We start from the raw sequence: 13416 nt of genomic DNA, 5'->3' as shown, positions 1-13416 counted from the left end.
GGTCGTCGGCGAGAAACTGCAGCTCAGCAGGTGTGTAACTGGCGGCCAGTGGGAACTCTTTGGACTGTCCCGACGTTGAAGTTCATGACAGTTCCAGCCGAGCAGGAGGCAGTAATGGCGAGTGCTACCGCAAGCCGCATCGAGTCCGATCTCGACAGCCAGAGCCCAGCCGCTGACTTGGTGCGCGTGTACCTGAACGGCATCGGCAAGACTGCCTTGCTCACGGCCGCCGATGAGGTCGAACTCGCGAAGCGCATCGAAGCCGGCCTATATGCCCGACACGTCCTGGCCACCAAGAAACGCCTCGGCGATACCCGCAAGCGCGATCTCGCGGCGATCGTCCGGGACGGCGAGGCGGCCCGCCGTCACCTGCTGGAGGCCAACCTCCGTCTCGTGGTGTCACTGGCCAAGCGCTACACCGGTCGCGGCATGCCGCTTCTGGACCTGATCCAGGAGGGCAACCTCGGACTGATCCGCGCGATGGAGAAGTTCGACTACGCCAAGGGCTTCAAGTTCTCCACCTACGCCACGTGGTGGATCCGCCAGGCGATCACTCGCGGTATGGCCGACCAGAGCCGCACCATCCGGCTCCCCGTCCACCTCGTCGAGCAGGTCAACAAGTTGGCCCGGATCAAGCGCGAGATGCACCAGAACCTGGGCCGTGAGGCCACCGACGAGGAACTGGCCGAGGAGTCGGGTATCCCCGCCGAGAAGATCGCCGATCTCCTCGAGCACAGCCGTGACCCGGTGAGCCTGGACATGCCGGTCGGCAGCGACGAGGAAGCCCCGCTGGGCGACTTCATCGAGGACGAGAACGCCATGTCCGCCGAGAACGCGGTGATCTCCGAACTGCTGCACACCGACATCCGCCACGTGCTGGCCACGCTCGACGAGCGCGAGCAGCAGGTGATCCGGCTGCGGTTCGGTCTGGATGACGGCCAGCCCCGCACTCTGGACCAGATCGGCAAGCTCTTCGGACTGTCTCGCGAGCGCGTCCGTCAGATCGAGCGCGAGGTGATGTCCAAGCTGCGCCACGGCGACCGCGCGGAGCGCCTGCGTTCCTACGCAAGCTGACCCTTCTCATCCTGTGATGCCCGTCGCGATCCGCGGCGGGCATCACTGCGTGACGCGGCCGTGGTGCGGCCCGCTTCGCGCCCCGACAACGGTAGACTCTTCCCGACGGAGGGCGGCAACATGAACGATCTCATCGACACCACCGAGATGTATCTACGGACCATCTACGACCTCGAGGAAGAGGGTGTGGTGCCACTGCGCGCGCGCATCGCGGAGCGTCTCGAGCAGAGTGGCCCCACCGTCAGCCAGACCGTGTCGAGGATGGAGCGCGACGGCCTCCTGCACGTCGCCGGTGACCGCCACCTGGAACTCACCGACAAGGGACGGGCCCTGGCGATCTCGGTCATGCGCAAGCACCGGCTCGCCGAGCGTCTGCTGATCGACGTCATCGGGCTGCCCTGGGAGGAAGTGCACGCGGAGGCATGCCGCTGGGAGCACGTGATGAGCGAGGACGTCGAGCGACGCCTGGTGCGGGTGCTCGACAACCCGACGACCTCGCCCTTTGGCAACCCGATCCCCGGCCTCGCCGAACTGGGTGTCGAGCTGCCCAACCCCGACGATGGCAACCTGGTGCGGCTCACCGAGCTGCCCAGCGGTTTCCCGATCGCCGTGCGGGTGCGTCTGCTCTCCGAGCACGTCCAGGGCGATGCCGACCTGATCACCCGACTCAAGGACGCCGGCGTGGTGCCCAATGCGCGGGTCACCGTTCAGGTCAGCGACCACGGCAGCGTCATGATCATCATCCCGGGCCACGAGCAGGTGGAGTTGGCCCACGACATGGCCCACGCGGTCAAGGTCGAGAAGGTCTAGCCCCGCGTGTGCCGAACAGGCTTCGCGGCGGCAGCGTGACACCCAGCTGCTGCGCCAGCCGGTAACCACTGCGCGCCAGTTCCCGGATCTGTTCGGGCCGCATGCCGGTCCGCAGTGCCTGATCCAGCATCCTGGCCATCCGATGGCCGCTATCCACCCGTAGCGCCGCCTCCAGCGCGATACCGGCCAGCGGACCGTCACCTCGCGCGTAGGCGGAGAACGCCAGCAGAGCCAGCGCATCGACGCGCCACCGGTCCGGAAGTGTGCGGGCCAGTAGCGCCCACAGCGACTCCGCCTGTGCGGCATCACATCCCACCGCCAACGCGTAGAGCATGTCCCGGACTCGCGGATCACTCAGAGCGCCCGCAATCCGGGTGAGATCGGCATCCGACGGCCAACGCCCACGTCCCGTGGCCGCCGCGGTGGCGATGGCGTGCTCGACGTCGGCGCGAGTGTCGGCGTCCTCCCGCTCGGCGCCGCGGAAGGACGGCGCATTGGCGATGGCTGCCCGCAATGCACGTACGCGAGCGGGATCGGTGACGGTGATGACCTCCAGCAGTTCGGCGCGCTTGCCGTAGAGACGACGCCCGCCGAGCACGGCCTCGGCGGCCACCGGTGACGCGCACGGGTCGTCCACGGTGCCGCTGCGACCGCACCCGTCCGCGCAGTGCCATCGCCCGCCGGCGCAGACGCGGTCCACGACGTACGCCTCCGCCAGGTCAATCCCGCGGTTCTCCAGGGCCGACGCAAGGGCATCGGCGAGGCGGCGGTGCTCGTCGTCGCACATGCGGCATGCCGCGCCGTCGGCGTCCACGATCACCGCCATCGCAGTGTCAGAACCGCTGCCGGCCGCGAGATCGGCGATCTCCTCGACCGTGACGATCAGCTCCTCGGACAGGTCAGCGCGCATCACGCACCCCATCGCACCGTCCTGAAGGGTCGCGAGGACCAGCGAACTCTCGGGCGTGAACCCCAGAACCGCAGGCAGCGCGGCGATCAGTGCACCGGGCCGGTTGTCGTGGAAGTCACCAGTATTGGATGTGGTCATGCGCCGAACGTGACATCAGCCGCCGTCGGGTCGACCAGACGATGGCGGCATCGGGCGCGACGCTGTGGATGAAGTCGGCTCTGGGGATGGCCGCATCTATGCGCATATGAGCAAAGTTCTGCTCATCCGTTGACGGTGTCACATGCTCGTCCCTAACGTGATGGTCGTCATGCGCGGCCCAACCACCGGCGCGCACAGCTAGGAGGAAACGTGAGACTCGCAAAAGCCCTCTCGGGAATCGCGCTCGGAGCCGCAATGGCCATGGCGTTCTCCGGGTGCTCAGTACCAGGTGACGACGCCGCCCAGAGCAGCACCGTCGTCGACGGACCGCTCAAGATCGGCTTCAGCCAGGCCACTCAGCAGAGCCCGTTCTACGTCGCACTCACCGACGCGGCCAAGGCCGAGGCGCAGGCCCAGGGTAATGAGTTCTTCTACGCCGATGCCAACGGCGACGTGACCAAGCAGAACAACGACGTCCAGGACTTGATCACCCGGGGTATCAACGTGCTGGTGATCAACCCGGTCGACCCGAAGGGCATCACCCCCTCCCTGGCGGCCGCCAAGGCTGCGGGCATCAAAGTCGTCACCGTCGACCGCCCGGTCGAATCAGGCGCGGCGGCGTTCGTCGGCCGCGACAACAAGGCCATGGGCCAGCTCGTTGGTGAGGCGGCCGTGAGCACGCTCGGGCCTGCCGGGGGCAAGATCATCGAGATCCAGGGCGACGCGGGTGGCGCGGTGGCGCGGGATCGCCACGACGGATTCCAGGCTGCCGTGGCCGCCCAGCCGAATATCACCGTCATCGACGGGCCCTACTGCGACTACACCAGGTCCAAGGCCGTGACTGCGATGCAGGATCTCCTGCAGGCCCATCCCGACCTCAAAGCCGTCTACGCCCAGAACGACGATATGGCGCTGGGTGCTCTGCAGGTCTTGACCGAGAACAACCGCACCGACGTCAAGGTCTTCGGGGTGGACGGTCTGATGGAGGCCGTGCGCGCCATCGCCAGCGGTGACCAGTACATCGCCACCGCGCTCAACGATCCCAACGCCGAGGGAAAACTGGCGATCGAGACTGCGGTGAAGGTCGCCCGCGGTGAGACTGTGCCGGAGTTCGTCGACGCCGGAACCGATTTGGTCAACAAGTCCAACGCACCATCGCTTCAGGGCGAATCAACGTTCGCCGCCGCATAGCGAGCCGAGTTTGAGTCAGCCAAAGACAACGCACGAGGAGAAACTTCTGATGACAACCGAGGCCCCCGCCCCGGCAACCGTGTCGGCCCCACAGGATCTGCCCCAGAGCATGACTGCGGCGGTGATGTACGCGCCCGGCGACATCCGGGTCGAGCAGGCGCCGGTGCCCAGACCCGCACCCGGTGAGGTGCTGCTCAAGGTCGCCGCCTGCGGCGTGTGCGGCTCCGACATCCCCCGGATGCTGCGCAACGGTGGCTACGTCATGCCGATCATCTGCGGGCACGAGTTCTCCGGCTGGGTCGTCGAACTCGGCGCAGGCGTCGACGGATTCGAGGTCGGCGAACTCGTATCGGTCCCACCGCTGATCCCGTGCCGGCGCTGTGACTTCTGCTCTGACGGCGCGTTCGGGCTCTGCGAGAACTACGACTACTTCGGCAGCAGATCCGACGGTGCCTACGCGCAGTACGTCGTGTCCCCGGTCGGCAATCTGCTGAAACTGCCCGCGGGTATCGATCCTCGCGCAGCCGCGATGCTGGACCCGGCAGCCATCGCACTGCACGGACTGTGGAAGACGAACCTGCGGGCCGGACACCGCGTCCTGGTGATCGGCGCGGGTCCGATTGGACTCTTCGCAGTGCAATGGGCAAAGCTGCACGGCGCCAGCCAGATTGTGGCAGTCGACCTGAGTGAGGAGAAGGCGGCCATGGCCCGCGAGGCCGGTGCCACCCACGCGGTGCAGAGCGCCGAGGAGGCCCGCGCCCTGGGCGGCCGCGGATACGACGTGGTGCTCGAGTCCGCGGGCGTGCCCGCGACAGCCGACATGGCGGCGAACCTGACCGGCCCGCACGGACACGCGGTCTTCGTCGGTATCCCGCACGCGCCGGTCACCCTGGAGAAGGAGACCTTCAACCAGTTCATGCGGCTGGAGACCAGCCTGCACGGCTCGTGGAACTCGTTCTCCGCACCGTTCCCCGGCGACGAGTGGCGCACCTCCGCTCAGATGATGGCCGAAGGAAAGCTGAAGTGGGAGTTCATGATCACTCATGAACTGCCGTTGTCGGCACTGCCGGACATGATGCAGCAGCTCGGTGACCGCTCGATCTTCTCGTCAAAAGTTCTGTTCATGCCCAACGAGGACTGAGTCATGGGAATTCTTCTGTCGATCGACCTCGGCACCGAGGGCGCACGCATCGGTGCGTTCACCGAGGACGGCACCCCGTTGGGCACGGCCCACCGCCCCTACTCGACCCACCACCCCAGGCCGGGGTGGGCCGAGCAGGATCCGCGGGACTGGTGGGCCGCGATCACCGCCGCGACCCGTGAACTGCTGGGCAGTGACCCGTGTCGGGCAGCCGGGCAGGTCATCGCCATCGCCGCGTCGACAACCGCCTCGACGGTGGCGGTTGTCGACACGGCCGGAACGCCGCTACGCCCGGCCATTCTCTGGATGGATGCGCGCGGTGCGGCGGAATCGGAGCGCACCGCACAACTGAGCAGGCAGCATCCGATCCTCGAATGGTCCGGCGGATCCGATGCCGCCGAATGGCTACTGCCCAAGGCGATGTGGCTCAAGAAGCACGATCCCGACGCGTACCGATCAGCCGCGCGCATCGTGGAGGCCGTCGACTACATCACGTTCCGGCTGACCGGCCGATGGGTCGGTTCGCAGATGAACGCCGTCTGTAAGTACAACTACGACGCCCTCGCCGGGCGTTTCCCCGCGGAACTCTATGCCGCGCTGGGCATGGAGGACCTCGTCGGCAAGCTGCCCGATGAGATCGTCGAGGTCGGCGGTGTCGCGGGCACCCTCATCGAGAGCGCGGCGGCAGATTTGGGCATCGCCGACAAAGCGATTGTCGCCGTGGGCGGTATCGATGCACACGTGTCGCTGCTGGCCTGTGGCGGCAAGGTGGACGGGCTGGTCTCGGTCGTGTCCGGTACGTCGTCGGCCATCGTCACCGAAGTGGACGAACCGACCACCTCCAACGAGGTGTGGGGCCCCTACCCCGACGCGTTGAATCACGGTAAGTGGCTGGTCGAGGGCGGTCAGGTCACCAGTGGTTCGGTGCTCAAGTGGACAGGTGAGTCCATCATGGGTGTGCGCCGCGAGGATCTTCCTGCGCTCATTGATCAGGCGACCGCGGTTGACCCGGGTGCGCATGGTCTGCGAGCCCTCGATTACTTCATGGGCAACCGCACCCCGCACCGCGAGGCCCGCCTGCGCGGGGCCGTGATCGGGCTCACGCTGGGTACCACGAAGGCGGAACTCTACCGAGCGATGGTCGAGGCCGTCGCCTGCGGGACCCGCAGTGTGATCGACTCGTTCGAACGCTCCGGGGTGCCCTGTACGCGCCTCGTCTTCTCCGGTGGCATCGAGCGAAACTCGTTGTGGCAGCAGGTGACAATAGACGTACTCGGCAGGCCCGCCGAACTGGTGATCGGTGAGAACCTCACCCTGCGGGCCTGCGCGGTGATCGCGGCGACCGCCGCCGGGATCGTTCCGAGCTTGGGCGCCGGCTCCCAACTGTTCGCCCCGCGGGTCCGGATGCTGGAACCCGACCCGAAGCGAATAGCGGTCTACGAGCAGACGTTTGGCGAATACCAGCGACTGACCGAGGCGCTGCGACCGATCATGTGCGACGCCGCCGACAACGGCGGTCCTGGCCCCGACGTGGGCACCCGCGGCCCGTTCCGGGTGGTGCGGTAATGAGCGCGGCCGCAGACGAGAGCCGCACTGACCTGCTGCTCTATGTTGCGCAGTGCTACTACGAGCAGGGCCGCACCCAGGAGGACATCGGGTCCGAGCTCCACCTGACTCGATGGAAGGTCGGACGACTGCTCGACGAGGCCCGCGGGGTTGGCCTCGTCCAGATCAAGATCGTGCATCCGCAGGCGCGGCGCACCGACCTCGAAGTGGCGATGCGCAGCCGCTTCGGACTGCGTGAATGCGTGGTCGTGCCGGGCCCGGAGAACCGCGGACCGGATGGCGAGCACATCGCCGCGGCCGCGGCCAACTACCTGAAGACGAACTCGTCGTGGATCACCACCCTTGGTGTCTCCTGGGGCAACACTCTGCAGCAAGTGGCCGCAGTGCTGCCCGACGGATGGACACGCGGTATCGAGGTCATTCAGGCCAACGGCGGGGTCAGCCGATCCGTGCATCCCACGAGGGCGGCCAACATCGTGACGAGCATCGCCCATAGCGGAAATGGCCGGGCCACGCTGCTGCCGGTACCGGCAATCGTCGAGCGAATCGAAACGCGTGATGCGCTCTACACCGAGGGCTTCGTCGTGGACGTGCTGTCCCGCGCCCGCAAGGCGGACGCCCTCCTGTTCTCCCTGGGGGCGCTCGGCCCGACGTCAGTCCTGGTCGAGTCCGGTGCCGTCACCCCTGCCGAACTCGCCCAACTCGACTCGGCCGGCGCCTGCGGAGATATCCTCGCCCACTACATCACCACGACCGGTGAGATCGCCTACGACGATATCGACAGGCGGACAGTGGGTCTCAGCCTCGACGACGTCAAGACCGCCAACTGCGCCATCGCAGTGGCTGCGGGCACACACAAGGTCCCCGTCATCAACGGCGCTCTGGCCAGCGGGCTGTGCTCAGTCCTCATCACCGACGAACCCACGGCACTGGCCGTGCTGGAGCACCGACATGACAAATAGCCGCACCATCAGTTCGACACCGCCGAGCCAGCCTCTCGAAGCCGAACGGGCCACCGCACTGCGGATGCACGACATTGTGAAGGCGTTCCCCGGGACCAAGGCATGTGATGGCGCCAGCCTCGAGGTCGCCAGGGGCGAAGTGCACTGCCTCCTCGGCGAGAACGGCGCGGGCAAAAGCACTCTCATGAAGATTCTGTCGGGCTCCTATACGCCGGACTCTGGAACGATCACCCTCGGCGGCGAGGACGTCACGTTCGGCTCCCCCATCGACGGCGTCCGGGCCGGGATCAACACGATCTACCAGGAACTAGACCTCATCCCGGATATGACCGTGGCGCAGAACCTCTTCCTGGGCCATGAACCGCTGCGCGGCCCCTTCGTCGCACGCCGGGAACGAGATCGCCTGGCGGCCGAGGCGATCACCCGAGTCGGCGGCGGCTTCGCACCGTCGGATGTCGTGGCCAATCTGTCTGTGTCCGATCAGCAGCTCACGGCAATCGCGAAGGCACTCACCACCGATGCCCGCGTCATCATCATGGACGAGCCCAGCGCCACGCTTACCGATCACGATCTCGCCGAGGTGTTCCGCGTCATCCGCGAACTCACCGCCGCGGGCAAGTCGGTGATCTACATTTCCCACCGCCTCGACGAGGTGAAGGAGATCGGCGACCGCGCGACCGTGATGCGCGACGGCGCCACCGTCGGCGTCTTCGACGTCGCCGCCGTGACCAAGGACGAACTGGTCGAGGCAATGATCGGCCGTGGCCTGCAGCCCCACACGCCGCGCCAACCCCGCCCGGACGGCGAGGGCGCCGAATTGCTCGAGATTCGACGCGCCGCCATCCCGGGCGTGATCGACGTGTCGGGTATCACCGTCCGGCGCGGCGAGATAGTCGGGCTGGCGGGGTTGGGCGGCGCGGGCCGTTCCACACTGCTGGCGACCCTGTTCGGCGACAGGCGTGCCACGCTCGACCTGACGCTGAGTGGCTCCCGCATCACCCGGCAGACCCCCCGGGGCGCCGTTCAGGCCGGGATCGGCCTGGTCCCCGAGGACCGCAAGAGCCAGGGACTGTTCCTGGAGCAGTCGATCCTGCGTAACGCAGGCATCGCGGCGTTGGCGCCATTCGCCCTGAACCCGATGAAAGCCGCCCGAGCGCTGTGCATGCCGCCACTGCAGCGTCTGGGTGTCAAGTTCTCCAGCATTGATCAGCCGGTCGGTGAGCTCTCCGGCGGCAATCAGCAGAAGGTTGTGCTGGCCAAGTGGATGGCCCGCGGAATCGACCTGCTACTGCTCGATGAACCCACCCGCGGGTTGGATATCGGTGCGAAAGCCGATCTGTTCGAACAGGTTCAGGCGCTGGCCGAGGCCGGCGTTGGCGTGTTGATGGCCTCCAGCGAGCTGAGCGAACTCACCGAGAACTGCGATCTGATCTGGGTCATGCACGAGGGCAGGAACATCGCGGCATACGACCCGAGCACCACATCACCGGCGGATATCGCCCGCTGCGTTGTCACAGGAGGACACGACATTGACTGACCTCATTCAGGGCCCCACACCGCACGCGCCGTCCGCCCCGGCGGTCAATGTGCGTACACGTCGCCAGAACATCATCGTGCGGTTCAATCTGCTGTTCATCTTCGTTGCGCTGTTCGTCGTCGCATCGGTCACGGCCCCGCAGTTCCTCACCTCGCAGAACATGGCGAACCTGCTGCAGCAATCCAGCCTCACCGGGATCGTCGCGATCGGCATGACCGTCGTGATCCTGACCTCTGGCATCGACCTGTCGGTGGGAAGCGTTGCGGCACTGTCGGGAATGGTGGTCGCGATCCTCATCGGCCTGGGAATCGCCTGGCCCATCGCCATGGTGCTGGCCATCATGAGCGGGCTGGTGCTCGGCGGGATCATGGGCGGATTGACTGCCTACCTAGCCCTACCGGCGTTCATGATCACGCTGGCCGGGATGCAGAGCATCCGCGGTCTCACCTTCCTGACCACCAACGGCACACCCACAACCGCGGAGATTCCGATCGGCCTGCGGTTCTTGGGCGCCGGAACCATCGCCGGCATTCCGGTCGTCGGGCTGATCTTCGTCATCACCACCGTGATCGTGGGTCTGGTGCTGCGCCGCACGACCTTCGGTGAACACATCTACGCGGTCGGCAGCAACGCCAAGGCGGCACGGCTATCCGGGCTGCCAGTGCAGCGCATAACCACAGCGGCGTATGTGATCTGCGGCGGATTGGCCGCGCTGGTCGGGGTGCTGCTCACCGCGCGGCTCACCATCGGTCAACCCACGGCCAACACCGGACTGGAACTGGACGCCATCGCCGCGGTGGTGCTGGGAGGGACCAGCCTGTTCGGCGGAAAGGGCGGTGTGATGGGCACATTCATCGCCGTGCTGCTGCTGTCGGTGCTGCGCAATCTCTTCAACCTGCTGGGGTTGAGTTCGTTCTTCCAGATGCTCGTGACCGGACTCATCCTGATCGCGGCGCTGATCATGAACTACGTCCTGGACCGTCAGAACAAGACCGCCTGAAACCCAGGCAACAACAGAAGGGCTTCGAATCCGATGACTATCGACACACAGCCGACCACCACTGAGGTCGCCGCAATGATCGACCACACCCTGCTCAAGCCGGAGGCGACCGCGGCCGACGTCGAGGCATTGATCGCCGAGGCAGTGGCGCTGGGCACCTACTCGGTGTGCGTCTCACCATCGATGCTGCCGATCAGCGTCCCGTCCGACTCGGACCTGAAAATCGCAGTGGTGTGCGGCTTTCCAAGCGGGAAGCACAGCTCGACGGTCAAGGCCGCCGAGGCCGCCGAGGCAGTGCGCCACGGCGCGGACGAGATCGACATGGTGATCGACATCGGGGCGGCGAAGGAGGGCTCGTTCGACCGCGTCGAGGCCGATATCGCAGCGGTGCGCGCCGCCGCGCCCGCGCCGACGGTACTGAAGGTGATCATCGAGTCGGCCGCGTTGACCGATGACGAGATCGTCGGGGTGTGTCGCGCGGCTACGGCAGCACGCGCCGACTTCGTCAAGACCTCGACGGGTTTCCATCCGACCGGCGGTGCCACCGCGCACGCGGTCGAGCTGATGTACCGCACGGTGCACAGCGAAGGTCTCGCGGTGAAGGCATCAGGCGGTGTGCGCACTCTCGAGCAGGCGCAGGCCATGATCGCGGCGGGCGCTACTCGGCTAGGTGTGTCGGGATCGCGCGCGCTGCTCGGCGCGGCTGGGCCCGAGGTGGCATCCGACTACTGACAGACTCCCCATCGGGATGAAACTGTGGCCCGTGAGGACGGTGTTCACCCGCTATTGACGCCGTCGGCATGCGGGGTTGAGGCAAGCGGCGTAGGACTACACCCATGGGTTCCTCGCAGGAGTACGACCTCGTCGTCATCGGATCCGGTCCCGGCGGCCAGAAGGCGGCGATCGCGGCGGCCAAGCTCGGCAAGTCGGTCGCGGTGATCGAGCGAGGCCGGATGCTGGGCGGCGTCTGCGTGAACACCGGCACGATCCCGTCGAAGACGTTGCGCGAGGCCGTCGTCTACCTCACCGGCATGAGCCAGCGCGAGCTGTACGGCGACAGCTATCGCGTCAAGGACAAGATCACCCCCGCCGACCTGCTGGCCCGCACACAGCACGTGATCGGCAAGGAGGTCGACGTCGTGCGCGCTCAGCTGATGCGCAACCGCGTCGAGCTGTACGTCGGGCACGCCCGCTTCGTCGACGAGCACTCCGTCCTGATCGAGGACCCGTCGCGCGCCGAGCGAATCACCGTCTCGGGCCGCCACATCGTCATCGCCACCGGCACCAAACCGGCCCGGCCCCCCGGCGTCGAGTTCGACGAGGATCGCGTCCTGGACTCCGACGGGATCCTGGACCTCAAAACCATCCCGACGTCGATGGTCGTCGTCGGCGCCGGGGTCATCGGCATCGAGTACGCCTCGATGTTCGCCGCGCTGGGCACCAAGGTCACGGTCGTGGAGAAGCGCGCGGCAATGCTGGAGTTCTGCGACCCGGAGATCGTGGAGTCGCTGCGCTTCCATCTGCGGGATCTGGCGGTCACGTTCCGGTTCGGCGAGGAGGTGACCGCCGTCGATGTCGGCTCCGCCGGCACCGTCACGACCCTGGCCAGCGGTAAGCAGATACCGGCGGACACCGTCATGTACTCGGCTGGACGGCAGGGGCAGACCGATCACCTCGACCTCGACGCGGCGGGGCTAGAGGCCGACGATCGCGGGCGCATCTTCGTGGACGAGAACTACCAGACCAAGGTCGACCACATCTACGCCGTCGGCGACGTCATCGGCTTCCCCGCGCTGGCCGCCACCTCAATGGATCAGGGCCGTCTCGCGGCGTATCACGCGTTCGGCGAGCCGTGTAAGGGCATGACCGAGCTGCAGCCGATCGGCATCTACTCCATTCCGGAGGTCTCCTACGTCGGCGCCACCGAGGTGGAACTGACCAAGGACTCCATCCCCTATGAGGTGGGGGTGTCGCGCTACCGCGAACTCGCCCGCGGCCAGATCGCCGGTGACTCCTACGGCATGCTCAAACTGCTCGTCTCGACCGAGGACCTGCGCATCCTGGGCGTGCACATCTTCGGTACGGCAGCCACCGAACTGGTGCACATCGGCCAGGCCGTGATGGGCTGCGGCGGCACCGTCGAGTACCTGGTCGACGCCGTCATCAACTATCCGACGTTCTCAGAGGCCTACAAGGTCGCCGCACTGGACGTGATGAACAAGCTCAGGGCACTGAGTCAGTTCCGCACCTAGCAGCCGTCGTCGAGCATCGTCGGGGCGTCGTCACCCTCCCCACCCGCCTCGGCGCGTTCCAACAGGTGCACCACAGCAGGTCCGAAGGGTGCCGAGTAGGACACCGCCTCGTCGCAGCCACCACCGTCCAACCCGCCGGTCAGACCCGCGATCGTCGCGCCCGACACCCAGGGCGAGCCACTCGTGCCGTCGGACAGCCCCGTGCAGGGCAGCGCGGGGAATCCCCGTTCGGTCGCCGTGGTGGTGGTACTGCACCCGACGGGTCCTCCCCCGATGCCCAGCGCGTAGCCGGTCAGCGTGATCGCCACACCCTGGTGAGGTGCAGAACCGAGCACGAAACCTCCACCTGCTGCCGACTCGACCGAATCACCGCTGTCCCTGCTCACTCGGGCGATGGCAAAGTCCGCCACCGGGTCCTGATCGGACACCCAGCGAGGGTCGAGGTAGACCGCGTCAATGTGCCAGAAGTCCTCCGGGTCTGCGTCATCGGAGAAACCAGGCACGAAGTAGGCGTCGATCCCGTCGGATATGCAGTGCGCCGCGGTGATGATCAGATCACCGTCCTTGGAGTCGAGCACCGAACCCGAGCACGTGTGCAGCGTCTGGTTGCCGAGGAACACGGCACCGATGCGCCGGTCCGGTTCGACGGACGTCGCGCTGGCCTCGGTCACGGCCGCCTGGGCCGCGCCCGCCTCGGCCGCGGCGACTCCGACTGGTCGCGGGGCCGCCCGGTCCGAGCACCCCGGCGCCAGCGCCACCAGGGCGGCCAGCGCAAGCATCCGAATCCTCATCTGACGATCCTGCCCGAAGTACCTAGGAATTCGCCCAGCACACT

The 13416-nt window shown here is 66.7% G+C and carries 12 protein-coding genes; 10 read left to right on the top strand and 2 right to left on the bottom strand.

Annotated features, from left to right (window positions below):
- Positions 1-114: 114 nt before the first annotated feature.
- A complete protein-coding gene (locus ABIA65_RS24060; protein WP_241399515.1) occupies positions 115-1074 on the top strand; it encodes a sigma-70 family RNA polymerase sigma factor in 960 nt (319 codons plus the stop codon).
- A 120-nt stretch (positions 1075-1194) separates the two neighbouring features.
- A complete protein-coding gene (locus ABIA65_RS24055; protein WP_241399516.1) occupies positions 1195-1884 on the top strand; it encodes an iron-dependent transcriptional repressor DtxR in 690 nt (229 codons plus the stop codon).
- Here ABIA65_RS24055 and ABIA65_RS24050 read toward each other — a convergent pair.
- The gene (locus tag ABIA65_RS24050) at positions 1865-2932 is read right to left on the bottom strand and encodes a DUF4192 domain-containing protein (protein ID WP_354525111.1); all 1068 of its coding nucleotides are present in this window, start codon (positions 2930-2932) and stop codon (positions 1865-1867) included. The genes ABIA65_RS24055 and ABIA65_RS24050 overlap by 20 nt on opposite strands.
- Before the next feature lie 210 nt (positions 2933-3142).
- Here ABIA65_RS24050 and ABIA65_RS24045 point away from each other — a divergent pair, with 210 nt between their 5' ends.
- The 8 genes from ABIA65_RS24045 (at position 3143) to sthA (ending at position 12581) form a co-directional block, all read left to right on the top strand.
- Positions 3143-4123, top strand: coding sequence for a substrate-binding domain-containing protein (locus tag ABIA65_RS24045; protein WP_241399518.1), 981 nt, complete (start codon positions 3143-3145; stop codon positions 4121-4123).
- 49 nt (positions 4124-4172) lie between these two features.
- Complete coding sequence (locus tag ABIA65_RS24040; RefSeq protein ID WP_241399519.1) at positions 4173-5264, top strand: galactitol-1-phosphate 5-dehydrogenase; 1092 nt, start codon at positions 4173-4175, stop codon at positions 5262-5264.
- A 3-nt stretch (positions 5265-5267) separates the two neighbouring features.
- The gene (locus ABIA65_RS24035) at positions 5268-6830 is read left to right on the top strand and encodes an FGGY-family carbohydrate kinase (protein ID WP_354525110.1); all 1563 of its coding nucleotides are present in this window, start codon (positions 5268-5270) and stop codon (positions 6828-6830) included.
- Entirely contained in the window at positions 6830-7792 is a 963-nt protein-coding gene (locus tag ABIA65_RS24030; RefSeq protein ID WP_354525109.1) for a sugar-binding transcriptional regulator, read from the top strand. The genes ABIA65_RS24035 and ABIA65_RS24030 overlap by 1 nt, the downstream gene beginning before the upstream one ends.
- A complete protein-coding gene (locus tag ABIA65_RS24025) occupies positions 7782-9329 on the top strand; it encodes a sugar ABC transporter ATP-binding protein (protein WP_354525108.1) in 1548 nt (515 codons plus the stop codon). The genes ABIA65_RS24030 and ABIA65_RS24025 overlap by 11 nt, the downstream gene beginning before the upstream one ends.
- Positions 9322-10329 (top strand): ABC transporter permease, encoded by a 1008-nt coding sequence (locus ABIA65_RS24020; RefSeq protein ID WP_354525107.1) that lies wholly within the window; start codon positions 9322-9324, stop codon positions 10327-10329. The genes ABIA65_RS24025 and ABIA65_RS24020 overlap by 8 nt, the downstream gene beginning before the upstream one ends.
- Positions 10330-10362: 33 nt before the next feature.
- Complete coding sequence (deoC, locus tag ABIA65_RS24015; RefSeq protein WP_354525106.1) at positions 10363-11061, top strand: deoxyribose-phosphate aldolase; 699 nt, start codon at positions 10363-10365, stop codon at positions 11059-11061.
- A 104-nt stretch (positions 11062-11165) separates the two neighbouring features.
- On the top strand, positions 11166-12581 hold the full coding sequence (sthA, locus tag ABIA65_RS24010) for a Si-specific NAD(P)(+) transhydrogenase (RefSeq protein ID WP_354525105.1): 1416 nt from the start codon (positions 11166-11168) through the stop codon (positions 12579-12581).
- Here sthA and ABIA65_RS24005 read toward each other — a convergent pair.
- Complete coding sequence (locus tag ABIA65_RS24005; RefSeq protein ID WP_354525104.1) at positions 12578-13372, bottom strand: trypsin-like serine peptidase; 795 nt, start codon at positions 13370-13372, stop codon at positions 12578-12580. The two genes, sthA and ABIA65_RS24005, sit on opposite strands and share 4 nt — an antisense overlap.
- Between the last annotated feature and the right edge of the window lie 44 nt (positions 13373-13416).

The sequence above is a fragment of the Mycolicibacterium sp. 624 genome, assembly GCF_040548615.1.
In the GTDB taxonomy this organism is placed as follows: domain Bacteria; phylum Actinomycetota; class Actinomycetes; order Mycobacteriales; family Mycobacteriaceae; genus Mycobacterium.
This window is presented reverse-complemented; position numbering and strand designations above follow the sequence as displayed.

Excerpts from the sequence above, each read along its gene's own strand:
- ABIA65_RS24030 (WP_354525109.1), top strand. The coding sequence starts at position 6,830 with ATGAGCGCGGCCGCAGACGAGAGCCGCACTGACCTGCTGCTCTATGTT.
- deoC (WP_354525106.1), top strand. The coding sequence starts at position 10,363 with ATGACTATCGACACACAGCCGACCACCACTGAGGTCGCCGCAATGATC.
- ABIA65_RS24055 (WP_241399516.1), top strand. The coding sequence starts at position 1,195 with ATGAACGATCTCATCGACACCACCGAGATGTATCTACGGACCATCTAC.
- ABIA65_RS24025 (WP_354525108.1), top strand. The coding sequence starts at position 7,782 with ATGACAAATAGCCGCACCATCAGTTCGACACCGCCGAGCCAGCCTCTC.
- ABIA65_RS24050 (WP_354525111.1), bottom strand. The coding sequence starts at position 2,932 with ATGACCACATCCAATACTGGTGACTTCCACGACAACCGGCCCGGTGCA.
- ABIA65_RS24035 (WP_354525110.1), top strand. The coding sequence starts at position 5,268 with ATGGGAATTCTTCTGTCGATCGACCTCGGCACCGAGGGCGCACGCATC.
- ABIA65_RS24005 (WP_354525104.1), bottom strand. The coding sequence starts at position 13,372 with ATGAGGATTCGGATGCTTGCGCTGGCCGCCCTGGTGGCGCTGGCGCCG.
- ABIA65_RS24060 (WP_241399515.1), top strand. The coding sequence starts at position 115 with ATGGCGAGTGCTACCGCAAGCCGCATCGAGTCCGATCTCGACAGCCAG.
- ABIA65_RS24040 (WP_241399519.1), top strand. The coding sequence starts at position 4,173 with ATGACAACCGAGGCCCCCGCCCCGGCAACCGTGTCGGCCCCACAGGAT.
- sthA (WP_354525105.1), top strand. The coding sequence starts at position 11,166 with ATGGGTTCCTCGCAGGAGTACGACCTCGTCGTCATCGGATCCGGTCCC.